Consider the following 23,823-nt stretch of genomic DNA (forward strand, 5'->3'; position numbering starts at 1 on the left):
GCAGGCTCGTCGGAAGCGGAGAACTGCTCATGGTCGAGGCTCCGGAAATCGGTCTGGGAACGGATCGGCTGGTGCACGAACGAGGCCGGGCGGTCGTCGTGGAGCAGGCTGAGGAGTTCGGGCCTCGCGTAGTGGCCGACCGAGTCCATCATCCGCTTGCGTTTGGTCACCAGCGCGAGGTCCATATCGGCGATCAGGATGCCCTCGCCGGCGCCCAGCGGCTCCGCGAGGTGCCGGCCCTCGGGCGAGACGATGGCGGTGCAGTTGCCGCCGCGGCAGGCGCCGCGCAGGCGCTCGTCCGGGCAGACCTGCTCCACCTGCGCGTCGGTGAGCCAGCCCGTGGCGTTGACCACGAAGCAGGCCGCCTCCAGGGCGTGGTGGCGGATCGTCACCTCCATCTGGTCAGCGAAGATCTGGCCCACGAGCGAGCCCGGGAACTGCGCCGCGTGGATCTCCTCGTGGCGCGCCATCAGGGCGTAGCGGGCGAGCGGATTGTAGTGCTCCCAGCACGCCAGCGCGCCGACGCGGCCGACGGCCGTCTCGACCACGGTAAGCCCGGCGCCGTCGCCCTGACCCCAGATCATGCGCTCGTGGTAGGTCGGGGTGATCTTGCGGCGCTTGAGCTTCAGCGTACCGTCCGCATCGAAGATCAACTGCGCGTTGTAGAGCGAGCCGTGATCGCGCTCGTTGACCCCGAGCACGATGACCGCCCCGTGCCGGCGTGCGGCGGCGGAAACCGCCTGGGTGACGGGACCCGGCACCGTCACGGCCCGCTCGTAGAGGCGCAGGTGCTCGGCGCCCTGCATCGCCGGCGGCAGCACGAAGGAGAAATAGGGGTAGTAGGGCACGAAGGTCTCGGGGAAGACCATGAAGCGCACGCCCTTGGCGGCGGCCTCGTCGATGGCATTGAGCACCCGCTCAAGGGTCCCCTCCGGCCGGTCGAGATCCGGCGCGATCTGGACGGCGGCGGCCCGCACGATCCGGTTCTCCGACATGGTTGATCCTCCGGCTGTGACGGCGGCCGCGTCGGGTGCGGCCGCCAGATGCGCTGCGCGGGCGTCAGACGGTCCAGGTGTCGAGGATCACCGCATTGTCGCGCTTGTGCAGGAGGATGCAGTCGAGGACGTCGAGGGGGTTGATCATGCGGATGCCCTCGATGAAGGCCGCCTCGCCGTGGCCGTAGAGGGCCTGGGTCGAGAACCGGCAGGCATAGACCTTGCCGCCCTCGGCCATGAACTTCTCGATCTGGTTGTTGAAGTTGAGGTGCCCCGGAAACGCTTCGTCGCCGAGCCGCGGGAAGCCGCGCTGGACGCCCAGCGTGATGCCGGGTCCGTAGAGAAGGATGGAGGTCTCGAAGCCCTTGCGCTGCAGGCGGGTAGCCTGGAGCAGGTTCACGAGGCCGATGGAGCCCTCGAACGCGACGGTGTGGAAGGTCACCAGCGCCTTCTGGCCCGGCTCGGCCTTGACGTCCTCAAAGACCTTCTCCTCGTAATCGACCAGGAAGTCGCCCTTCTTGTGAGGCTCGCGGTTCACAGCAGGCATTGATCTCTCTCCTCGGTGGATTGGACCGCGGAAGACTGGACTTCGGGCGATCGCAACCCAATCGTGGCAAGCGGTGTGCCAGAGTGCTTCGATCAATCAGCCATACAAGGCGCCAGAGTAATATTCATACAATAATGCGATCAATAGGAGCGGCCCGAATTCCCACCATTGCGCGATGCGCCCATTTATCGGGCTTTTATGAGCACATAATCGCCAAGGACTGCTTATTGACGTATCGCGTATTGTCAGCATTGTATGGATATGACCGGAGGCTATTCGGCGTGTGATCGCGGTACGGCTATTGCAAGTCATACAATCATGCATTGATCGCATCATGATCTGGGCCGCCATGAATGACTTCGCCCGAACGAGACGAACGACCGAACCCGCAGAACGGAAGGGCCGAGGCTTGGACGCCGGATCTGAAGCGGTGGGGCAAGCCTCATTACCTCGCGATTGCGGAGGCGTTGGCCGACGACATCCGGACTGGGCGCTTGACCGCGGGGATTCGCCTGCCGACCCAGCGCGCCCTCGCTGAGGCGCTCGACCTGAACTTCACGACCGTTTCACGCGGTTACGTCGAAGCCCATAAGCGCGGGCTGATCGAGGGGCGCGTCGGCCAGGGGACCTTCGTGGTCGATCCGGCGCGCCCGCCCCGTTCGCCCGGTGCCACGGCAGCGCGTCGGATCGGTCCGGTCGACTTCACCATGAACCTGCCCCCCGAGCCCGACGCGCCGGCCCTGCAGGCCCGCATGCAGGCCTCGTTCGCGGACCTGTCCGGCAATCTCACCAATCTGCTGCGCTATCAGGGATTCGGCGGGAGCGAGGAGGACAAGGAAGCGGCCCTGCGCTGGCTGAAAGGCCGCGGGGTCGTCACGTCCCGAGAGCGTCTGCTGATCTGCCCGGGCGCGCACAGCGCCCTGTTCAGCATCCTGGGGCAGGTGGCAAGGCCGGGCGATACGATCTGCGCCGAGCGGATCACCTATCCCGGCATCCGCGCACTCGCGGCGCATTTGCGCCTGCGCTTGGTCGATCTGCCCATGGACCGATACGGGGTCGATCCTGATGCTTTCGCCGCCGCGTGCACCAAAGTCGCGCCGAAGGCCATCTACCTGAATCCATTGCTGCAGAACCCCACCACGGCGACCCTGTCCAGGGCTCGGCGCGAGGCCGTGATCGCGATTGCGCGGCGATACGCCGTCACCATCATCGAGGACGACGCCTACGCCCGCATCTGCCCGTCTCCGCCGCCGAGTTTTGCGGAACTCGCGCCGGAGATCACCTACTACGTGGCGGGACTGGCCAAGTGCCTGGGCGCCGGACTTCGGCTCGCCTTCCTGGTCGCCCCGAGCGCCCGTTCCGCCCTGCCGCTCGGCGGCGCACTCCGGGCCGCAACCGTCATGGCCTCGCCGATCTCGACGGCCCTGGCGACGCGGTGGATCATGGATGGCACTGCGGAGGCCATCGTGCAGTTCGTGCGCGAGGAGTCGGCCGCGCGCCAGCGCATCGCAACCGCGATGCTCCCCGCCGGGACCTACACCGCCGATCCGCATGCCTTCCACGTCTGGATCACGCTGCCGGAGGGCTGGACGCGCTCGGCCTTCGCCAGCCAGGGTCGGTCGGCCGGGCTCGGCGTCATCGCCAGCGACCCGTTTTGCGTCGCGGGGACGCCGCCGGAGGCGGTGCGTCTCTGTCTCGGCGGCCCCTCGACCCGCCAGCAGATCACGCACGGACTGGAAGTGCTCGCCCACGCCCTCGAAGGCTCGCCGGCCCTCGCCTCAGCCTACATCTGAACCGTCCGAGCCGGGTACGAGTCGAAGCGCTCGGTGATGCGCTCGGCAGCCTTAACCTCGACCTGCCGGATGGCAATGAGGCATGACGACGACGATGGGCGCATGATCAAGGTCTTCCGGGTCATTGGCATTGCCGAAGACGGCCTATTCAAGATCTCAAAGCGAATGGCTCACGACAACGTAGGAAGGTTCGCTTTCGAGATGCGTCTAAACGGCTGAATGTCCGAAACGGGCGCCTCCCATTCCTCCCGACGAACGGCGCGGCTGAAACATGCGACGAGATCCAGCCGAACGGGGAACTCGCGGACGGTTCAGGTTCCGGCCCATGCGGCGCGGACGGAGCCGTCGGCCGTATCCGGCTTCGCGGTGCCGATGAAGATGATCACCGGGCCATGGGCGTCGCGCCGCGGATCGTAGAAATCGAGCAGGCCCGGATGGATCTGCTGGATGAGGTCCGGAGACTGGCCGTTCCGGCGGAGAAGATGGTCAATGACGACCTGATCGCCGTGCACCGCGTTCGGCACGGGGCCGCAGGAGCCGGGCGTCATCCAGTGGTCTGGGTTGGCCGCGAAGGTCGCGTAGAGACCGGCGAGTTCGTCCCCGTGCCAGCGCAGGAGGGCGCTGGAGAGCCGGCCCCGGTGGAAATAATCCTCCATGGCAGCGAGGCCGGGCTCGGCCAAAGCGTCGGCCGGGCCGGTGAAGACGGTGTCGAGGTCGCACAGCAGGGTCGTGCCCTCCGCGAGGCCGGGGCGGAACGCTTCCATCTTCGCCCACCAGGCCGGCCAGTCATGCAGCAGCGGCACCCGCTCGACCCCGGCCAAAACCAGCGGCAGATCGGTCAGGCAGAGGATCCGCTCGAAGGCCGGCGCGTGTCGGCGCACGCCGCGGGCGAGGCGCTCGACCCAGGTCGCGTCGTAGCGGCCGCCGCTCTTCAGAACGGTGATCAGCGTGGTCACGGCACGTCCGTCGCATCGAGTGGATGCAGGCGCAGGCGCCCGGCCGCCGCGGCTTCGGTGAACCAAGCCCGCTCGGCCGCCCAGGGATGTCCGGGCCAGCCGGCGAAGCCGAAGCCGTGGATATCGACCGGGCCGGAGCCCGCGGGGCGGTCGCGCAGCAGCGCGAGGCTCACCAAGAAGCCGGTGCTCGGGTTGGGGCGCGCATTCGTATGGGGTGCGAGCCGGCGCCGCGCCGCCGCGTGCAGCGCCTCGGGCAGGAGATGGACCGGCTTGCCGAGGGGGCGCAGCAGCGCCAGCGCCTCGCGGGTCCAGCAGATCGGCTCGGGCGCGTTCGCCTCGGCGGGGAGCATCGGGAACGGCAGGATGAAGGCCTCGGCCTGCCGGACCACCGGGCGGTCGAGGAACCCTGGGTCGGCCAGCCATTCGCGCATCTGCCCGCCGCGATTGACCAGGGCGAGATGCGTAACCCGCGACCCGGTGCGCCCGCCGAAGCCGGGGGCGTTGTTGAAGCGCACCACATGCGCGGCCGCGTCGATGGCGCGCGCCGCCGGGCCGGTCCCGGGAGCGTTGCCGACGATGGCGAGGGAGGCGCGCGGGTCTGTGCGCGCCGCGTGGAGGGGATCGATGGCGATGGACACGGGTGCCGGGGTCGCGAGGAACAGCCGAGGTATGGCGCCGGGTCCGGCCAGCCAGGGCGCCGCGACAAACCGGAACCGGCGGTGACCCGTCCGCGCCGCTGCTTCGTCTGCGCCGCCGCCATGCTGGTGCCGAGCACGCGTCGGCTCGATTTCCCGGGCGGGCGCCGGCGGGTGTTCCCGGTCGGCTGCGGCTCCTGCGGCGTCCTGATCGAGCCGGATGCGGACCCCGAAAGGTGCTGGCGGGATCTCGCCGGACGGCTCGCAGCGCCGGTCTTCGTGCCCGGCCCGGATGCGGGCTACGGCCTCGATCTCTACACCCTGCGCAGCGCCGCCACCCGGCTTGGCCGCGGCATCCGCCCGCTCGGCCCCGCGGACCGCGTGGCCCTGCTGCAGCCCCACAGCGCGCGCGCTGCGCAAAGTACCCTGTACGACCTCGGCTCGGCGGAGCGGCGCCCGGTCTCGCTCGGGCTGATCTGCCGCCCGGCCGAGCGGGATGCCGTTCTGGCGGCCCTGCCGGCGCAGGCGGCCTGGACCGACGATGTCGCGATCCTGCTCGACGCGCCGGCTGCCCCGGCCCGGGCCGTGGAGGTTTCGGGCTTTGCCCCCGGCGCCGTGCGGGTGGCGGCTCGGACGCTCGACGGTGATTTCGCCGCCCAGCGCAACGCGTTGCAGGCTCTCGCCCGGAGCCCCTGGATGCTGCAGCTCGATGCCGACGAGGCCCTCGATCCCGCGACCGGCGCGCTCCTCCCAGCGCTCGCGGCCTTGGCCGAGGCCGGCGCAATCGTCTCGGTCGGGCTTCCCCGGCGCAACCGCGTCGATGGCATCCTGTCGGATGTCTACCCGGACGTGCAGTACCGGTTGAACCGGGCCGGGACGCGCTATGCCGGCCGCGTGCACGAGCGGCCTGGGCTGCCCGGCGGCTGGAAGCAGAGCTTCATCGCGCTCCACGGGGCGATCGACCACGCGCTCTCCGGCGCCCATGTCCGGGCGCGCTCGCAGCGTTATGAGGCGCTGGATCCGGGGCGCGGGCGGATCGAGGAGCGGGACGCGCTGCTGCGGCCCTACCGCGCCTGAGCGATCGCCCGGCGGTAGAGGTCGAGGGTCTCGCGCGCCAGGCTCGCCCGGTCGAACCGGCCGGCGGCCTCCAGGGCCCGGGCCCGGTAGGCCGAGCGCAGGGCGGGATCGCGCAGGAGCGGGCGCAGGGCCTCGGCGAGCGCCGGACCGGTGGCCGCCTGCGCCAGCGGCCCCGCCCCCGGAACGTCCACGAAGGCCCGGGCGCTGGCATCCTCGGCGCAGGCCACCACCGGCCGGCCATAGGCCAGGGCCTCCTGGTAGACGAGGCCGAAGCTCTCGTAGCGCGACGGCGCCAGCACGACATGCGCGCCCGCATAGGCCTCGGCCAGGCCCTGCGCGTCGACCCGGCCGCGGGCCCGGATGCGGCTCCGGGCGGCCTCGGACAGGTCCGCCGGCAGGTCGGCCTGGGGCACACCGACGAGACCGAGCGTGAAGGGCGGCAGCTCGCCGCGCGCCTGCTCGTCGGCCAGGATCGCAGCCGCGCCGAGCAGAGCGTCGAATCCCTTGCGCGCTTCGGCCCGGCCAACGAACAGCAGGCGCACCGGCTCCGCCCCGTCCGGGTAAGGCGCCGCCCGGGCGGCGGTCGCGATCTCCGGCGGCAGGCTCAGGCCGATCACCGCCTCCGGCTGGCTTCCCGGCAGCCCGTAGGCCCGGGCGATCACCGCCGCATGCGCCTCCGTATTGGCGATCAGCCCGGCGCTCCCCCGTGCCTGCCGGCGCTCCAGGCGATCGGCGGCGGCGCCGTCGAGGCGGTCGCGCAGGCCGGGCCTGCCGTCGCGGGTGAAGGCGGCGGGCGTCGAGCTGCGGGTCACCAGGGGCGGATCCCGGCGTCCGGCGAGCAGCACGGCCGGGGCGTACCAGTTCGTCGCCTCGACCACGGCGAACGCTGTCCGGGCATGCTCGGCCAGCACCGCGCTGCGGAAGGCCAGCGGCGCCGCGAGATGGCCCACCGTCCCCCATCGGCGCAGCCGCGCCAGCCCGCATTCCGGCGGCAGGGCGAGGCCGGCCACCGTCACGCCGCCGACCCGCTCCCGGCCGGTCCGGTCGAGGGTGAACACGGTCACGTCCGCCCCCGCCTCGGCGAGGCTCTCGGCGATCTCGCGGGCCGCCGTGGAGAGTCCGCTGGGTGACGGCGGGTAATCCCAGGCCAGGAGCGCCGTGCGCATCAGGCGGCGAGGAGGCGGTGGTAGAGGTCGAGGTATTCGCGCGCCATGCGCTCGGCGGTGAAGCGCGCCTCGAAGGTTCTTCGAACAATTGCGCGGTCGAGGCTGCCGACTCTTCGCATAGCCTTCGCAGCCTGCGCCTCGGACTCGACGATGAAACCCGTCACGCCGTCCTCGACGATCTCCGGGACCGATCCGCGGTTCCAGGCGATGACCGGGGTGCCGCAGGCCATCGCCTCGATCATCACCAGCCCGAACGGCTCGGGCCAGTCGATCGGGAACAGCAGCGCCCGGGCGCTGCCCAGGAGCGCCCCCTTCTGGCGGTCGTCGACCGGCCCGAGATAGGTGGCGTCGGGCCCGAGCAGCGGTCGCACCTGCCGGTCGAAATAGTCCGGGTTGCCGACATCGATGGTGCCGCCGAGACGGATCGGCATCCCGGCGGCCCGGGCGACGCGGATCGCCACGTCCGGGCGCTTCTGGTCGGTCATGCGCCCGACGAAGGCGACGTGCGCCTCCGGCTCGGCCCGGAAGGCGTAGCGATCCCGATCGATGCCGTGATGCACCACCCCGGCCCGGTTGGCCGCCGGGATGCCGGCTTCCTGGGCGGCCGAGATCGCCGCCACCGGCAGGTCCGGGAAGCCGGCAAAGAACAGCGCCCGGTCGAGCTCGTCCACCCGCCAATGCACCGTGGTCAGGCTGCGCCGCCGGGACGCACCGAGCAGAGCCGCATGCGCGAACTCGCCGTGGGCATGCACGATGTCGAAGTCGGGCAGCCGCAGCCGCAGCGCCTCCAACTGCAGGGCGTCGAGGGCCGCCGGGACCCCCGGCGCGACCCGGCCGTGGCGCTGTTCCAGGGCTGCGAGACTCGGGTAATCGCCGACGCGCGGCAAGTCTGTCGCACTGTCCGAGGGGGCGAACAGCGTTACGTCCACGCCCAAGCTTCGCAGCGCCGTGCCGAGATCATGCACAACCCGCTCGGTGCCGCCGTGATGGTTTGGGGGAACGGGAAAAATGTTCGGTGCGACCTGGGCAACACGGATCACGACGCTCTCTTCACATACGTTAGTTTTCGGGGAGCGCCTGACAGCTTCAGCAAACGCCTGATGTTCGTCCTGCACGTCGCCCTGCAGGGCTGCCTGCGCGGCCGCGATGTCGTCTACGGCCTCACCGCCGATACCGGCGGCCACATCCGCTACCTGCTGGATCTCGTCGCCGCCTCGGCACAGGATTCCGACATCGCCGAGATCGTGGTGGCGACGCGCCTGTTCGACGGGCCGCCCGGCCCGGACTACGCCGTGCCCGAAGAGCGCATCGCCGACAAGATCAGGCTGGTGCGGCTCCCGAGCGCGGCGCCCGGCTACCGGTCCAAGGAGGCGATGCACGAAGAGGTCGCGAGCTTCGCCCAAAACCTCGTCGCCTGGATCGGCGCCCAGACGCGCGCGCCCGACCTGATCCACGCCCACTACGCCGACGCCGCCGCGGTGGCGGCGATCGTCGAGGCGCGGCTCGGGATCCCGTTCGTGTTCACCGCCCACTCCCTCGGGCGGGTCAAGGCCGCGATGCTCGGCGGAGATGCCGCCGGCGCCCCCGACCTCGTCCGCCGGATCGCCACCGAGGAGGCGGCCCTCGCCCAGGCCACCCTGGTCATCGCCTCCTCCCGGGACGAGGCCGAGGTCCAGTATGCCGGCTACGCTACCTACAATCCCGGCCGCGTCCGGGTCGTGCCGCCGGGCAGCGACCTCGCGCGCTTCGCCGCAGCCGAGCCGCATCTCCGGGTCGACGCCCTGATCGACCGCTTCCTGGACGATCCCGCCAAACCGCCGCTGCTGGCGATGGCCCGGCCGGTGGCCCGCAAGAACCTCGCGGCCCTGGTCCAGGCCTACGGCGAGAGCCCGGAGCTTCAAGCCCGGGCCAACCTGGTGATCGTGGCCGGCACCCGCGGCGACATCGACGCGCTCGACGGCGACATGGCCGCGACGATGCGCGACCTGCTGGTGCTGATCGACCGCTACGACCTCTACGGGCGCGTGGCCTACCCGAAGACGCACCGGCCCGACGACGTGCCGGCGATCTACGCCTATGCCCGCGCGCGCGGCGGCGTCTTCGTCAACCCGGCCTTCAACGAGCCCTTCGGCCTGACCCTGCTGGAAGCCTCGGCGGCCGGCCTGCCGCTGGTCGCCACCGACAGCGGCGGCCCCAACGACATCGTCGAGACCTGCGGCAACGGGCTGCTGGTCGATCCCCGCGACCCGGAGGCGATCGCGCGGGCCTGCCTGCACATCCTGGCCGATCCGGCGCTGCGCGCCCGCTACGTCGCGGGCGGGGCCCGGGCCGCGGCGGCCTACGATTGGGATCGGCACGCCGCGCGCTATCACGCCCTGCTGCGCGCGCTGCTCGCCCCCGAGCCGCCGCTGCGGACGCCCTGGCAGCTCCTGGTCTGCGATATCGACAACACCCTGGTCGGCTGCGAGGCGGCGCTCGGCATCTTCCGGCGCTGGCGCAGCCAGCAGGCGGGCCTGGCCTTCGGGGTCGCCACCGGCCGCTCGTTCCACAGCGCCATGGCCATCCTGGAGCAGCAGATGAGCCCGCGGCCGCAGGTGATGATCACCTCGGTGGGTTCCGAGATCTACCATCTCGACGCCAACGGCGTGACCTACACGGCCGATGCCGCCTGGCGGGCGGCCATCGCGGCGGGCTGGGACCGGGAGGCGGTGCGTGCGGCGCTCGCCGGCATCGAGGGGCTCCTGCCCCAGGGCCCCCTGGAGCAGCGCCCGTACAAGCTGAGCTATTTCGGCGATGCCGCCGCCGCCCGCCGGGTCGGGGCGCATCTCGCCGAGGCCGGCCTCGGCGCCCGGGTGATCCACAGCCACGACCGCTACCTCGACGTCCTGCCGGCCGAGGCCTCGAAGGGCACGGCGGTGGACCATGTCCGCGCCCTCTACGGCCTGCCCGAGCGGGCGGTGTTCGTGGCCGGGGATTCCGGCAACGACGTCGAGATGCTGCGCGCCCGGGTGCAGGCGATCATCGTGGCGAACTATTCCGACGACCTCGCCAGCAACGCGGCGCTGCAGCACTCCTACGTCGCCCGGGCCTCGCATGCCCGCGGCATCATCGAGGGCGTGGCGCATTTCCGCCGGATGCTGGCCCATGCCTCCTGACATCCGGCCTCCTGACATACGGCCGCCTGAGGCGCGCTCACCGGCGCCCTCGGCAAGCGTGCTCACCCTGGTGCGCGGCCGGGCCGGATGCCTGCGCAACCTGATGCGCGGCCTCGCCCGCCAGAGCGCTCCCCCCGGCGAGCTGGTGATCGCCTGGATGCAGCCCGAGCTGCCCCCGAGCCTGCCCGATCCGGGCTGCCCGGTGCGCCATCTCCACGTCCCGGGCGAGCCGATGCCGCTAGCCGCCGCGCGCAACCGCGCCGCGGAGGCCGCCGCCGGCGACCTGCTGATCTTCCTCGACGTGGATTGCATCCCGGCCGCCGGCCTGGTCGCCGCCTACGCGGCGGCCGCCTCCGGGGCGGAGGGCCTGTTCCTCGGTGAGGTCCTGTACCTGCCGCCGGAGGCCGGCCGCGATCTCGACGATGTCCGCCTTGACGATCCGGCCCTCGACCGCCTCGGCCGCCCCCACCCGGCCCGGCCGCCTGTGCCGGAGACGGGCCTGCGCCGGGAGCCCGATCCCGGCCAGCTCTGGGGGCTGTCCTTCGCCCTGCACGCACGGGCGTGGCGCTCGGTCGGCGGCATGGACGAGGATTTTACCGGCTACGGTGGCGAGGAGACCGACTTCGCCGCCCGCCTCGCCGCCACCGGGTTGCCGACCTACTGGGCCGCGGGGGCACGGGCCTACCACCAGCATCACCCGGTCCACGTGCCGCCGCTGCAGCATTTCGCGCCGATCCTGGCGAACGCCGCGCGTTTTCGCGCGCGCCACGGGCGCTGGTGCATGACCTACTGGCTCGGCCAGTTCCGCGCCGCCGGGCTGATCGACTGGACCGACGATGCCCCGGCGATCCGCCTGATCCGCCCGCCCACCGCCCCGGAGATCGCCGCGGCGCTTCGGCCCGGCGACCTGTTCTCGTGACGCAGACCATGAAGAAGCCGATCGCGTTCTTCGTCCACCACCAGGGCCGGGGCCACGCCAACCGCACCATGGCGGTCGCCGCCGAGTTCGCCCGCGACCGCCCGGTCTCGGTGCTGACCGCCGGCCCGCACCTGTTCGACGGCTTCGCCCGCGACATCGAGATCGTGCCGCTGCCCGACATGATCGGCGCCGCCGTGCCGACCCCGCGCCTCTACGCCGAGCCGACCCCGCAGGTGATGCATTGCGTGCCCCTGGGCCTCGCCCCGATGCGCCGGACCATGCGGACTATCCTCGACCATCTCGACGACCGCGCGGTCGGCCTGTTCGTGGTCGACGTCTCGGCCGAGATCGCGCTGCTCGCCCGGATCGCCAGCGTGCCGGCGGTGCAGATCCGGATGCACGGCGACCGCTCCGATATCGGCCATGTCGGCGCCTACGAGGCCTGCGTCGGGATGCTCGCGCCGTTCGACGCGAGGCTGGAGCAGGCCGACTACCCGGCTTCGCTGCGAGGCAAGACCTTCTACAGCGGCGGCCTATGCACCAGCCTCGACCGCGTCCCCGACCGCGCGGAGGCACGGGCGAAGCTCGGCCTCGACCCGCAGCGCGAGATCGTCGTCGCCGTGACCGGCGGCGGCGGCAGCGGCACCCCCTACGCGCCGCTCACCGTGGCGGCGCGCGCCGAGCCCGACGCCCTGTGGCTGACCCTCGGGCCGACCCACCGGGAGGGGCACGAGACCGATTTCGCCAACCTGCGCGAACTGGGCTGGGTGCCGTCCGTCACTGACTACCTCGCGGCTGCCGACATCGTGATCGCCTCGGCGGGCGACAACACGGTCCACGAGGTCGCCCGGGTCGGCGGCCGCCTGATCGTGATGCCGGAATGGCGCTATTTTGCCGAGCAGACCCGCAAGGCCGAGGCCCTGGTCCGGCTCGGGGCTGCCGTCCAGGCCCCGGCCTGGCCGGGCGACCTTCAGGGCTGGCGCGACCTCCTGGCCCGCGCCCGGACGCTCGACGGCGCCGCGCTGCGCGACCTCTACGCCCCGGATGCCGCCGCCCGCGCCGCCGGCTGGCTCGAAGGGCTCATTGACGATCTCTGGCAGGGCGCCGAGGAGCCTGTCGCGCCTCCCTGACCGGCCCCCATGCGCTCGACCGCCGAGACAGGTTTGGGGCGCAATCGCCTTTGCAGGTCTCGACGCGCCCCCTCTCCCGTAGGGGGAGAGGGTTGGAGTGAGGGACCAGGTCTATCCGGAGAGGCCGCATCCCTCACCCGGCTCTCTGCGAGAGCAGACCTCTCCCGCACGGGAGAGGGGACCCGCGCCCTTCCCGGGCGACGACAAAGCCTCATCGAAGACGCCCCTCGTCCATCCCGTCCCCCATCAGCCGGAGCCCGACCGTCGCATGTCCACCGTTTCCGTCGTGACCCTGGCCAAGGGCCGGCCGGCGCATCTGCGCAACGTGCTGCGCGGCCTGGAGCGCCAGACGCAGGCCCCCGCCGAGTTCATCGTCGCGGTGATGCAGGACGAGCCCTACGACCTGCCCGAGACGGCGTTCCCGGTCCGCCAGATCCGGGTTCCGGGGCGCGAGCTGCCGCTGGCGGCGGCGCGCAACCGCGGCGTGGACGCGGCCACCGGCGACGGCCTCGTCTTCCTCGACGTCGACTGCATCCCGGCCCCCGACCTCGTGGCCGATTACGCGCGCGGGCTCGCCGAGCTCGACGGCCTGCTGATGGGCGAGGTGCTGCACCTGCCCGAGCACGCCACCGCGGGCGCCTGGCGCTACGCCGACCTCGCGGCGAGCGCGGAGCGGCATTCCGACCGCCGCGGCCCGCCGGCCTCCGGCATCGAGCGGTGCACCGATTACCGCTGCTTCTGGTCACTCAACTTCGCGATCCGGCGGGACACCTTCCGGGCGCTGGGGGGCTTCGACGAGCGCTATACCGGCTATGGCGGCGAGGACACCGATTTCGGCAAGATCCTCGACCAGAGCGGCACCCCGATCGCCTGGATCAAGGGCGCGCTGGCCTATCACCAGTACCACCCGCACCACATGCCGCCGATCCATCACCTCGACAGCGTCGTGCGCAACGCCGAATTGTTCGAGGCCAAGTGGGGCTACCGGACCATGGGCCACTGGCTCTACGCGTTCCGGGTCATGGGCCTGATCGACGACACCCCCGGCCGGCCGATCCGGATCCTGCGCCGCCCCGACGCCGACGACCTGGCCCTGACCGGGCAGCAGAGCCACCAGCCCTACACCAACTCCGCCTCCGTCATCCGGTCTCTCGAATCCCGGGTCGGCGCGGCGGCGACCGCGTGAGGATCGCGCTCCTCGCCCATATCCGCCACCCGGTCGCGCCGCCCTTCACCGGGGGCATGGAGGCCCATAGCTGGCACCTCGCCGAGGGGCTGGCGGCGCGCGGCCACGACGTGGTGCTGTTCGCCTCCGGCGACAGCGACCCGCGCTTCGCGATCGACGCCGTGGTCCCGGTGCACCACGAGCGCGTCTTCCCGGGCCTCGAGCATCGCGGCGATCCGGGGCTGCGGGCCCATGTCGATGCCGGCTACGCGGCCGCCTGCGACCGGATCGCGGCGGGCGGGTTCGACGTGCTGCACAACAACAGCCTGAGCCGGCTGCCCCTGGAGCGCCGGCGGACAGCGATGGTGCCCACCGTCACCTCCCTGCACGTGCCGCCCTACGACGCCCTGCGCGGCTTCGTGCACGACAGCCCCGGCCCGGGGCACCGGATCACCGTGACCTCGCAGGCCCAGCTTCAGGCCTGGTGGCCGGAGGGCGCGCCGCCGGAGGTCTCCGTGCTCCATAACGGCGTCGACCCCGCCGCCTGGCCGTTCCAAGAGCGGGGCGACGGCAGCGCCGCCTGGTCCGGGCGCTTGGCCGCGATCAAGGGCGCGCATTGCGCGATCGCGGCGGCCCGGCGCGCCGGCATCCCGCTGACCCTGTACGGCCCGATCGAGGAGCCGGATTACTGGGCGGAGCGGATCGCCCCGCAGCTCGGCGGCCCGATCCGCTACGGCGGCCATCTCGACGGCCGGGCGCTCGCCGCCGCGATCGGCCGCGCCTCGGTGTTCCTGTTCACCCCCTGCTGGGACGAGCCGTTCGGGCTCGTGGCGATCGAGGCGATGGCCTGCGGCCTGCCCGTCGCCGGCTTCGACAACGGCGCGGCGCAGGAGGTGATCGGCGAGGCCGGCTGCCTCGTGGAGTCCGGGGACGCGGCGAAGCTCGCCCGGGCGATCGGCACGGCGCTCGCCGTCCCGCGCACGGTCCCGCAGGCCCGGGTCCTGCGCCTGTTCAGCCGCGACCGCTGGCTCGACCGCTGCGAGGCGCTCTACGCGCAGGCCCGCGCCGGAGCCGTTCCGGCCGCGCGCGTCGGTTGAAGCCGCCCGGATCGCGTTCCCATGTACGACCGCCCTTGGGCATCGGGGAAGACAGTTGCGATGACGCGGTTGGGCGCAAACCCGAGCGTCGGGTTTGGAGTGATCGGCCGCGGTCCGGTCCGGTCGCATATCGCTGCAGGGTGTCATCCGGCAGGACGCCTTCGAAGATCATCGTGTAAGCTCAATGACATAGGAGTTCGCAGCTGCATTTCGCTCGGCGCGCCACTTGCTGTGTCGCCGACGCTGCGGATCACGTCCGCTTCGACCGTCACACGATCGGACTGGCCTGCCTCCATGTGGTAGTCCGAGTTCAAAGTCAGCGCATCGTCGGCCGCATGCCGATGGCGAGCGGACGGCGCTGAGCCGCAAAACGTCCTCTACATGGCGCGCAGCCATACCTCGGGGAGGGCCCTTTTAAGGGGGCAGGCCGGAAGCCGACGCAGCAGAGCCCGCACCGAAAGGCTGAGGATCGATCGCACCCGCCGCCGGCCGGGCCTTCAATAAAGGAGAGTCGGTGGCTGTTAAGCTTGGCCTTAAAAACAACCTGTGACTCTCGTGTGTTAACTAATAAATCCAGATTGCCTTTCTGAAGATTATACAGCTTTGGTCATATAGCGTCATATAGATTCGGATATTAATAATGAACTGCTTAGGTAAAATATACGGGGTGGCAATAGCTCTTTGCCTGTGTAGTCCTGCATTGGCTGGCAACGGCAATGCTCTCGCTGGGGGGTGGAACGGAGAATTGTCCGGCGGAGGTCTGCACCTCGGTTCCGCTTCACCCACGCCCGGGGGCGGCCATTCCCCCGCTCCACGATCCAGCGCGCCGATCTCTTACGGGTCAGGAAGCGGAAGCACGGGCGGCTCCTTCTTCGACTTCGGCACCGGAAGCGGGACCAGCCAAAACTCAGGCGGCGCACCGTCGCCGGAGGTGAATACGGGCCTCGGTTTGATCCTGGCTGCGGCGACCGTCGCTGTCCTTCGCCGCAAGCGGGGCAGCCGTCCCGATCAGCCGGCGTGACAGGCAGGTCGGGACGGCTGCCCGCGCGCTGCGGCGGTCGGCTTCCACGCGATCTACCGCCCCATGCACCGGTCGAAGACCATGCGCTCCTGTCCGGGGTCGGCATGCTTCTCGTAGGCGTAGTCGCGCGCTTTGCTCCGGCAAAAGGCCTCGCTGGCATCCGCGGGTTTGCTGGCCGCTTCTGCGTGCCGCGCGCCGCGGCGATGTTGTGCAAGGCAGGGGGAGCACGACGCGAAGGCGATCGCGAGGGCCAGTGCGGTCCCGGAAGCGGATCGAGACAGGTGCATGTGGGCCTCCCAGGCGTCGCGCCCCATAGCCCGACGACGTTGCTGGTTGATGGCTCGGCCGTTCGCCCCCGCCGAAAAGCGACCTGGCTCTCGTCCAGCCGTGGCGACCGGTCCGCTCAGCCCTTCGCCGCCGAGGTCGCGCGCGTGCCCGGCTGATCCGCGGCGGCGACGTGGCGGAGATCCGCGATCGTCGCCCGGGCGGTGTCGAGGGCGATGGTGACGGCCGACATCGTGGCGGCGTCCGGGGCCCGCTCGCGGGCGTAGCGGACCGCGTCGCCGGCCAGGCGCTCGACCTCGCGGGTGAGGCCCGCGATCGCCGCCGGGTCCCGGGCGGCCCGGGCCTGCTCGGTGATCGCCAGGAGCCGCTCCACGATCTCGTCGATGTGCTCCCGGCGCAGGCCGGCGAGGCGCTGCCGGATCCAGGCCAGGACCGAGACCAGGCCGCCGGCCAGCGCGCCGAGCAGGTAGAGCGTGTCGCCGTAGCGCTCAACGAAGCCGTGCTGCTCGCGCTCGTAATAGTCGAGCGCCCCCGGATGGATCGGGATCCGCGCGCTGGTCGCCGCCACCGTGGTCTCGTAAGCGGGGGCCTGGACGTAGTCCGCCGCCTCCGTGGTGTTGGCGGCTTCCGTGCGCTTCTCGAACAGCTGCTGGGTCATGTCGGCCGCCACCGCGCGGCTCAAGGAGGCGCGGGCCATCAGGCGATAGGAGGCGCCCACCGTCTTCACGTCGTCCGCCGGCAGCTTCGGCCGGCCGCCGAACAGGCCGCCGGGAATGGCCACCGCCTGGAGCTTGGGGAAGCGCTCGATCACCGCGTCGTCGTCCTCGACGGCGACGAACTCGACCTTGCCGCCCCGCGCCACCGAGCGGACCGCCGCCACCAGGTCGAGGGCTTTTGGGGCGGAGGGTGCGATGATGCTGATGAAGGCGTCGATCCGCCTCTCGCGCAGCGCCCCCGCCACCGCATCCTCGGCCACCGGCACGAGCACGACCGCCCGGTCGCCGGGACCGCCCCCCGCCCCCGGCTCCAGGGTCAGGCCGTAATAGCCGAGGATGCTCTTGAGCAGCCAGATATCGGCGTCCCGGTGGCCGCCGATGCCGAGCCGCTTGCCGGCCAGGTGCGGGAAGTCCTTGATGCCGGCCTGATCCGGCGAGGCGATGAGCATCGCCTGGTCGCGCAGGATCGCCAGGCTGAGACCGTTGGTCGGCAGCAGCACGTCCGGCCGGACCACCGCCAGGTCGGCGCGCCCGTCCTGCAGGGCGGCGGCGCTCTCGCGCACGTCGTCGAAATCGAGGATCTTGAGGCGCAGGCCGGTGCTGCCCGATTCGAGCGCGTTGGCATAGGCGCGGATCAGGCCGGGCTCGGTGCCTTCCCGGGGCGCGACCGCGACGGTCAGCACGGTCGCCTGCAGGAGATACCAGGCGAGAAGGGCGGCGGCGGCCAGGAGCGCGACGGCGCCGGCCAGCAGGGTCTCGCGGCGCAGCAGCCAGGACAGGTCGGTCGGCATCGGCCTCTCGGTGGGTCACGTCCGCGCTTCGGGCGCAGTTTGGAGAAGTGGCTACAGCGCCATCGCCGGGGCGGGATCGACGTCGCGGAGGCGCGCCGGTGCGGGCTCCCCTTGGCCCGGGGCCTCGACCGAAAAGTAGGCCATCGGCTCCCGCCGGCCGCGCAGGGGCTCGCGGCTGACCTCCCGCCAGATGCCGGTTGCCGTCCCGGCGGCGCGCCGGACCGCCTCCGAGGCCAGGATCGGGACGCCGTGGACCTTGGTCGCCTGCTCCAGGCGGGCGGCCACGTTCACGGTGTCGCCCAGCACGGTGAACTCGTAGCGCGCCTCCTCGCCGATGATCCCGCTGAACACCTCGCCGCAATGGAGGCCGATTCCGATCCGCACGGTGGCGTCGTGCTCGCCCTTGAGGTTCCAGCGGGCGATGACCTCGACCAGGTCCGTGGCGAAGGCCACCGCCCGGGCGGCGTCGTCGGCTTGCGCTTCGGGCAGGCCGAACACCACCAGGGCGCCGTCGCCGATGAACTTGTCGACGACGCCGTTGTGCAGCCGGGCCATGCGCATTACCCGCCGCCGGAACGCCGACAGGAAGGCGGAGAGCTGCTGCGGGTCGAGGCGCTCGGCCAGGGCGGTGGAGCCCCGCATGTCGACGAAGGCGATCACCGCCTGCTGCCGCCGGCCGGCCCGCAGGCTGCCGTCGTCATCGGCCAGGCGCGAGACCAGCTCCTGCGGCAGGAAGCGCGACAGCCGGCGCCGCCGCCCCGCCTCGCGCATGGCCGAGACGGCGAACAGGATCAGCATCAGGACGAGCCCGGCGAGCGCCGCCCAGATCAGCAGCGCGATCCTGGAAACCGCCGCCTGCCGCTGCTCCATCAGGGCCGATTCCTGGGCCTCCATGCGGCGCACGACCGTGCGGATCTCGTCCATCAGGCGGCGTCCGTGCCCCTCCCGGACGAGGGTGCGGCTGGCCTCGGTGTCGCCGGCTCGATGCAGGTCGATGCTGGTGCCGAGCTCGCCGAGCTTGTCCCGGATCAGCAGGATCAGGCCGTCGAGTTCGGCGCGCTGTCCGGCGTCGTCCCGCAGGAGCTCGTGCAGGCGGGCGATCTCGCCGTTGACCTTGGATCGGCCGTTTCGGAACGGCTGCAGAAAATTCTCGTCCTCGGTGAGCAGGTAGCCGCGCTGCCCGGTCTCGGCGTCCTGGACCGCCGACAGCACCCGGCCGAGGCGGCCCTCGACGGCGAGCGCGTGGCGCACGGCCTCGCTGCCGCGCTGCTGATAGACCGAGGCGCCCACCGCGATGCCCAGCATCGCCAGGATCACCGCGAGGCCGGCGATCATGCGGTCGACGGTCTTCGAGCGCCCGGGCAGCTGCTCGATCACGTCCAGGGCGGCGCGGGCGGTCACGCCGGCCCCGCGGAGGCTTCAGACGTCGCGACGCCGCCGGCCGGGGCCGCTGTCCGAGAGGGCTGGCGCGTGATCGCGCTCTGCACCGCGGGCACAGCGATCTCCTGTCTCGAGGGCGTCGGAGCACAATCCGGACGGGGCCGACGGGGATAACCGCCAGCACAAAAGATGGCTCCGGCGTTTGTTCCCGGCGCCTGGGATAAACGTCCCGTGCGAAAGCGGATTCTGCTCCGCGCTGCCGCAATCGTGATCCGCCGCGCCCGTCTCCCAGCCGCTACAGCCCGAACATGCTCTGGGTGGGGGCGTGCAGCGTGAAGGCGTGGCCTTCGTCGACCCAGCCGGGGCCGGCCTGGCCCTGCTCGATGGAGCTGATCTCCGCGGCGCTGGACGCGTAATAGTGGCGGCCGCTCTCGGTGTTGACGAACCGCTCGATGGTCATCGCGCTCGATCCGGGGGTGGTCGGATCCGTGTAGGCCTCGAAGGCGACGCCGTCGTAATGGTAGCCCGAGGTGGAGCCGAGCAGGCCGTCCCGCTCGGCCGTGCTGGTCGTGTAGAAATCGTCCCCGGTCGCCGCGTTCGTGAAGTGAAAGACGTCCTCGGTGCCGGCGGATCCGGTCGGGGCGGCCCAGCCGACCCCTTGATACGCGTAGTCCGGTTGGGACGTCTTGATCGCGTCCCGCTCCGCCGTGCTGGCGGTGTAGAGATGCTGGCCGGTGGACGCGTCGTAGAAGTGGAACACCGGCTCCAGGCTCGGGTTCGGGCTCGTGCCGGTGTTCGGGTTGGCCTGGTAGGCGCGCAGGTAGTCGATGTTCATCTGGGCGGGGAACGGCGTCGTCGCGTCGGCATCGCCCGGCCATGTCCCGCCGATCGCCAGGTTGGCGATCATGTACATGGGCTTGTCCAGGCTGGCGGGGGTGGGCGTCTGATAGACCTCCTGGCCGTCGAAGTAGAAGGTCAGGTTGTCCGGCTCCCAATCGACCCCGTAGGTATGATAGCCGCTGCTCATGTCGGCGACATGCGACGCGCCCTGGCTCACCGTGTGGGTGTCGGGGGTCTGGCCGGGCGCGAGGCTGTGCACGGTCGTGTAGAGCGTGCTGGGATCGCGCCCGAGCATCTCCATCACGTCGATCTCCGGCGGCCAGGACCCGTCCTTGGCGAGCAGCCAGAAGGCCGGCCACACCCCCTGCCCGGCCGGCAGCTCGGCCCGCATCTCGAAGTAGCCGTAGGTCTGGCTGAAGCTGTGGGACGTGTTGATCATCCCCGACGTGTAGGGCTGGCCGCCGAGGTCGGGGAGCTGCGACGGGTCGGACGGCGCGGCCGTGATGGTCAGGATGCCGTCGTGGACGCTGAACGGGTTGGGCAGCGCCGCGGCGCTGCCGTCCGTGGAATGGTCGGCCCGGACGTACCATTCCTGTTCCTGGTTGAACGGCCGCGTGCCGGTGGCCGTGACGTAGCTGCCCCATTGCGGGCCGCCCGCCGTGTCGAGGCCCGATGTCCCGTTCCAGAGATCGAGGGTGTCGAACGCGTCGCTGTAGGTGAGGGTCGCTGTTTGGGCGAGGTTGTTCGGGTCGATCGGCATCGGGGGCTGGCCTGTCGGTTCTGCCGGGTCCTGCGGGGTCAATCCCTGTATGCAATCAAGGGTTGCAATATTCCTGCCGGCCCGGCGGCGATGCGGCCGGACCGGCCTACTTCTCGCGAAACGCCCGGCGGGCCTGATCGACCAGGGGCTTGGTGAGGTACGACAGGACCGTCCGGTCGGCGGTGCGGATGAACGCCTCCACCGGCATGCCGGGCATCAGCTTGGCGCCGTCGAGGCGGCCGAGCTCGTCCTTGGTCACGCCCAGGCGCACCAGGTAATAGGCACTGCCGGTCCGCTTGTCCTCGCTGACGTCGGCGGCGATCCGGGTGACGCGGCCGTTGAGCTCCGGCGTGGTCCGCTGGTCGAAGCTCGGGAAGCGCAGGCCCGCGTCCTGGCCGGTCTGCAGCCGGTCGATGTCCTGGGGCGCGACCCGGACCTCGGCCACGAGGGAATCGGCGTTCGGCACGATCAGCAGGATCGGCTCGCCCGGGGCGATCACGCCGCCGCGGGTGTGGACCGCGAGCTCGTGCACGTAGCCGGTCTGCGGCGCGCGGATCTCGATCCGCTGGAGCTGGTCGAGGGCGGAGATCCGCTGCTCGGTCAGGGTCGCGGCCTTGGCGCGGTTCTCGGCCAGCTCCTTGGCGACGTCGCTGCGCAGATTCTGCTCGAGCTGGATGATCTGCAGCTCGGTCTCCGAGACCTTGCCCCTGGTCTGGGCGATGCTGGACACCAGCACCCCGCGCTCGCCCTTGAGGCGGGCCATGTCGCGCTGCAGGCTGGTGAGCCGGGTCAGCTGGATCAGGTTCTTCTTCCAGAGATCCTCGACGCCCTCGTATTCCCGCCCGATGATCGCGGTCTCCTGCTCCTTGGCGGCGGCCTGCTCGACCAGGCCCTTGATCTCCTCGCGCAGCTGGCCGATCCGCTCGCGCAGCTGCGCCTTCTGGCCCTGGAGCGCGTCGCGGCGGAAGCGGAACAGCTTGCGCTCGCCATCGACGATCCGGGCGACCTCCCGTCCCGCCCCGGCGAGCTCGGCCGGGAAGGCGGGCTCGTCGCGGCCGTCGCGCTCGGCCTCCAGCCGGGCGTCGCGGGCGGCGATCTCCCACAGGCTCTTGCTGACGCTGTCGTAGGTGGCCCGGGTGGTGGTGGCGTCGAGGCGGACCAGCAGGTCGCCGGCCTGGACGCGGGCGCCCTCCTGGATCGGCAATTCGGCGACCACGCCGCCGGTCGGGTGCTGGACCTTCTTGATGCTACTCTCGACCACCAGGGAGCCGGTGGCGATGATCGCCCCGGACAGTTCCGTGGTGGCGGTCCAGGCGCCGGTGCCGGCGGCCAGCACGACCACGGCGGCGACGCCGGCGATGTGCCGCCGCAGGGAGCGCCGGGTCTCGCGGGTCGGGTCGGCCGAAATCTGATCCCGCGTCATGCGACCCGCGCGGGTGTCTGCCGGGTCAGGGCGCCCAGCTGCGCCAGCACCTCGTCGCGAGGCCCGTGCAGCCGCACGCGGCCCTCGCCCAGGACCAGGATGCGGTCGACCGAAGCGAGCGCGCTCGGCCGGTGGGCGATCACCACCACGATGCCGCCGCGGGCGCGCACGCCCTGCACGGCCGCCGCGAGGGCGCGGTCGCCGTCGACGTCGAGGTTGGAGTTCGGCTCGTCGAGCACCACCAGGAACGGCTCGCCGTAGAGCGCCCGGGCGAGCGCGATCCGCTGGCGCTGCCCCCCCGACAGGCCGAGCCCGCCGGCGCCGACCCGGGCGTCGTAGCCGCCGGGCAGCCGCAGCACGACCTCGTGGACGCCCGCCGCCTGCGCGGCCGCTTGCAGGGCTTCCGGGTCGGGCGCGGGATCGAACCGGGTGATGTTCTCCGCGATGGTGCCGTCGAACATCGCGATGTCCTGCGGGAGGTAGCCGACGGCGCGCCCGAGGGCGTCGGGATCCCATTGGTCGATCGCCGCGCCGTCGAGGCGGATCGCCCCGCGGACCGGCCGGGCGAGGCCGACCAGAGCGCGGGCGAAGGTCGACTTGCCCGAGCCGCTGGCGCCGATCACCCCGAGCGCGCTGCCGGGGGCGAGGGCGACGTTGACGTCGTGCAGGACCAGGGTGTCGGTCCCGGGGACGGCGATCGACAGGGCGGTCACGCGAACGCTCTCCCGGGGCGCCGGCAGGGGCGTCAGGGCTTCGGGCTCCCGCCGGGGCAGGAACGCCACGAGCCGGCTCCAGGCCTGCCGGGCGGCCGAGAACGACTTCCAGTTGGCGATGACGAGATCCACCGGCGCGAGCGCCCGGGCCGACAGGATCGTGGCGGCCAGCATCACCCCGCCGGTGGCCTCCTCGCGCACCACCAGGTAGGCGCCGAGCCCCAGCATCCCGGATTGCAGCACCGTGCGCAGCAGCCGCGCCGTCGCGCCGAAGCCGATGGCGAGGTCGTTCCCGAAGAGGGCGACATCGAGGTTTTGGCGGGTCCGGTCCTGCCAGAGATCGGCTACCCGCGACCGCATCCCCAGCGCGCAGAGCAGCGGTGCCGTGCGGTGCGCCATGTCGGTGAAGGACTGGCGCGCGCCGGCGACCCGCACGGTCTCCCGGGTGGTCTCGGCGGAGGCCCAGTCGGTCAGGACCGTCAGGGCGCACAGGATCAGGGCGCCCCCCGCGATCGCCGCCCCGAGCCAGGGATGGAACAGGAAGCAGACCGCGACGTAGAGCGGCACCCAGGGCAGGTCGAAGACGGCGGTGAGCGCCAGGCTCGACACGAAGCCGCGCACGGTGTCGAGGTCGCGCAGGGCCTGGGGGCCGTCGTCGCCGCACGGCATCTCGGCGCCGCGCGCCAGCAGGGTCCGGAAGATCCGCGGGCCGAGGCGCTCGTCCACGAGGCGGCCGAAGCGGGCCAGGATCCGGGCGCGGAACACCTCGAACACGCTCTGGATCACGAACAGCATCAGGGCGATGCCGGCGAGCCCGACCAGGGTGGCGATGCTCCGGCTCGGCAGCACCCGGTCGTAGACCTGCAGCATGAAGATCGGGGCGGTCAGCATCAGCAGGTTGATCAGGCCGCTGACGATCATCACGGTGATCATGGCGCCGCGCCCGGCCCGGAGCGCGGCCCGGAACTCGCGGCTTTTCGCAACACGCAACGCGCGCTCGTCGGTCACAGGACGGTCTCCCCGGAGACGCGGTTCAGGAACCCCGCCGCGGGAGCGGCGGGGGCCGGGCCGTCAGAGGCCGGGACGCGCGAGCGGGTCGGGGCCGACGCGCCAGCGCGCGGCGGGGCTGAGAATTGCGGCGGCAGGGAGCGACATGAACGTCTCCGGGTTCATGACGTAACCGGCTGTACAACTATGGGTTGCAGGCCTCGATGTCGGTAAGAAGTACCGAGGCTTGTGCTGGGGAGCCGATCGACCCT

19 protein-coding genes are annotated in these 23,823 nt (G+C 71.6%); 7 read left to right on the forward strand and 12 right to left on the reverse strand.

Annotation, left to right across the window (positions count from 1 at the left end; genetic code table 11):
• Together MKL11_RS18150 and MKL11_RS18155 are read right to left on the reverse strand one after the other, a co-directional pair.
• Positions 1–995 (reverse strand): Nit6803 family nitrilase (locus tag MKL11_RS18150; RefSeq protein ID WP_243945852.1); only part of this gene is annotated, 995 nt, incomplete at its 3' end.
• A gap of 64 nt (positions 996–1,059) precedes the next feature.
• A complete protein-coding gene (locus tag MKL11_RS18155; RefSeq protein ID WP_243945854.1) occupies positions 1,060–1,542 on the reverse strand; it encodes an MSMEG_0572/Sll0783 family nitrogen starvation response protein in 483 nt (160 codons plus the stop codon).
• 353 nt (positions 1,543–1,895) lie between these two features.
• Here MKL11_RS18155 and MKL11_RS18160 point away from each other — a divergent pair, with 353 nt between their 5' ends.
• Positions 1,896–3,335, forward strand: a complete 1,440-nt coding sequence (locus MKL11_RS18160) for a PLP-dependent aminotransferase family protein (RefSeq protein ID WP_243945856.1) — start codon at positions 1,896–1,898, stop codon at positions 3,333–3,335.
• A 311-nt stretch (positions 3,336–3,646) separates the two neighbouring features.
• Here MKL11_RS18160 and MKL11_RS18165 read toward each other — a convergent pair whose 3' ends face one another.
• Both MKL11_RS18165 and MKL11_RS18170 read right to left on the reverse strand, forming a co-directional pair.
• Positions 3,647–4,291 carry a hypothetical protein gene (locus MKL11_RS18165; RefSeq protein WP_243945858.1) on the reverse strand — a complete coding sequence of 215 codons (645 nt, stop codon included), beginning with the start codon at positions 4,289–4,291 and terminating at the stop codon, positions 3,647–3,649.
• Entirely contained in the window at positions 4,288–4,929 is a 642-nt protein-coding gene (locus MKL11_RS18170) for a hypothetical protein (RefSeq protein WP_243945860.1), read from the reverse strand. Before MKL11_RS18170 ends, MKL11_RS18165 begins: the two co-directional genes overlap by 4 nt.
• Before the next feature lie 120 nt (positions 4,930–5,049).
• On the opposite strand from MKL11_RS18170, the gene MKL11_RS18175 reads away from it, so the two are divergent.
• A complete protein-coding gene (locus tag MKL11_RS18175) occupies positions 5,050–6,003 on the forward strand; it encodes a hypothetical protein (RefSeq protein WP_243945898.1) in 954 nt (317 codons plus the stop codon).
• Here MKL11_RS18175 and MKL11_RS18180 read toward each other — a convergent pair.
• Together MKL11_RS18180 and MKL11_RS18185 are read right to left on the reverse strand one after the other, a co-directional pair.
• Positions 5,991–7,169 (reverse strand): glycosyltransferase family 4 protein, encoded by a 1,179-nt coding sequence (locus MKL11_RS18180; protein WP_243945861.1) that lies wholly within the window; start codon positions 7,167–7,169, stop codon positions 5,991–5,993. The genes MKL11_RS18175 and MKL11_RS18180 overlap by 13 nt on opposite strands.
• Positions 7,169–8,209 carry a glycosyltransferase family 4 protein gene (locus tag MKL11_RS18185; protein WP_243945863.1) on the reverse strand — a complete coding sequence of 347 codons (1,041 nt, stop codon included), beginning with the start codon at positions 8,207–8,209 and terminating at the stop codon, positions 7,169–7,171. The genes MKL11_RS18180 and MKL11_RS18185 overlap by 1 nt, the downstream gene beginning before the upstream one ends.
• A gap of 60 nt (positions 8,210–8,269) precedes the next feature.
• On the opposite strand from MKL11_RS18185, the gene MKL11_RS18190 reads away from it, so the two are divergent.
• The 5 genes from MKL11_RS18190 to MKL11_RS18210 all read left to right on the forward strand — a co-directional run bounded on the left by MKL11_RS18190 (position 8,270) and on the right by MKL11_RS18210 (position 14,635).
• Positions 8,270–10,324, forward strand: a complete 2,055-nt coding sequence (locus tag MKL11_RS18190) for an HAD-IIB family hydrolase (protein ID WP_243945865.1) — start codon at positions 8,270–8,272, stop codon at positions 10,322–10,324.
• On the forward strand, positions 10,314–11,243 hold the full coding sequence (locus tag MKL11_RS18195; RefSeq protein ID WP_409565878.1) for a glycosyltransferase family 2 protein: 930 nt from the start codon (positions 10,314–10,316) through the stop codon (positions 11,241–11,243). Before MKL11_RS18190 ends, MKL11_RS18195 begins: the two co-directional genes overlap by 11 nt.
• An 8-nt stretch (positions 11,244–11,251) precedes the next feature.
• Positions 11,252–12,373 carry a glycosyltransferase gene (locus tag MKL11_RS18200; RefSeq protein WP_243945867.1) on the forward strand — a complete coding sequence of 374 codons (1,122 nt, stop codon included), beginning with the start codon at positions 11,252–11,254 and terminating at the stop codon, positions 12,371–12,373.
• Between the two features lie 268 nt (positions 12,374–12,641).
• On the forward strand, positions 12,642–13,559 hold the full coding sequence (locus MKL11_RS18205; RefSeq protein WP_243945869.1) for a glycosyltransferase family 2 protein: 918 nt from the start codon (positions 12,642–12,644) through the stop codon (positions 13,557–13,559).
• Positions 13,556–14,635 carry a glycosyltransferase gene (locus tag MKL11_RS18210; protein WP_243945878.1) on the forward strand — a complete coding sequence of 360 codons (1,080 nt, stop codon included), beginning with the start codon at positions 13,556–13,558 and terminating at the stop codon, positions 14,633–14,635. Before MKL11_RS18205 ends, MKL11_RS18210 begins: the two co-directional genes overlap by 4 nt.
• A gap of 1,074 nt (positions 14,636–15,709) precedes the next feature.
• Here MKL11_RS18210 and MKL11_RS18215 read toward each other — a convergent pair.
• The 6 genes from MKL11_RS18215 to MKL11_RS18240 all read right to left on the reverse strand — a co-directional run bounded on the left by MKL11_RS18215 (position 15,710) and on the right by MKL11_RS18240 (position 23,572).
• Complete coding sequence (locus MKL11_RS18215) at positions 15,710–15,943, reverse strand: hypothetical protein (protein WP_243945880.1); 234 nt, start codon at positions 15,941–15,943, stop codon at positions 15,710–15,712.
• Positions 15,944–16,059: 116 nt separating this feature from the next.
• Positions 16,060–17,448 carry a TAXI family TRAP transporter solute-binding subunit gene (locus tag MKL11_RS18220; RefSeq protein WP_243945882.1) on the reverse strand — a complete coding sequence of 463 codons (1,389 nt, stop codon included), beginning with the start codon at positions 17,446–17,448 and terminating at the stop codon, positions 16,060–16,062.
• 51 nt (positions 17,449–17,499) lie between these two features.
• Positions 17,500–18,849: a CHASE3 domain-containing protein gene (locus MKL11_RS18225; protein WP_243945884.1), complete on the reverse strand. Its 1,350-nt coding sequence runs from the start codon at positions 18,847–18,849 to the stop codon at positions 17,500–17,502.
• A gap of 274 nt (positions 18,850–19,123) precedes the next feature.
• Complete coding sequence (locus MKL11_RS18230) at positions 19,124–20,428, reverse strand: family 16 glycosylhydrolase (RefSeq protein WP_243945885.1); 1,305 nt, start codon at positions 20,426–20,428, stop codon at positions 19,124–19,126.
• 106 nt (positions 20,429–20,534) lie between these two features.
• Positions 20,535–21,851 (reverse strand): HlyD family type I secretion periplasmic adaptor subunit, encoded by a 1,317-nt coding sequence (locus tag MKL11_RS18235; RefSeq protein ID WP_243945887.1) that lies wholly within the window; start codon positions 21,849–21,851, stop codon positions 20,535–20,537.
• A complete protein-coding gene (locus MKL11_RS18240; RefSeq protein WP_243945892.1) occupies positions 21,848–23,572 on the reverse strand; it encodes a type I secretion system permease/ATPase in 1,725 nt (574 codons plus the stop codon). The genes MKL11_RS18235 and MKL11_RS18240 overlap by 4 nt, the downstream gene beginning before the upstream one ends.
• Between the last annotated feature and the right edge of the window lie 251 nt (positions 23,573–23,823).

Source organism: Methylobacterium sp. J-077 (assembly GCF_022829365.1).
GTDB lineage: Bacteria > Pseudomonadota > Alphaproteobacteria > Rhizobiales > Beijerinckiaceae > Methylobacterium.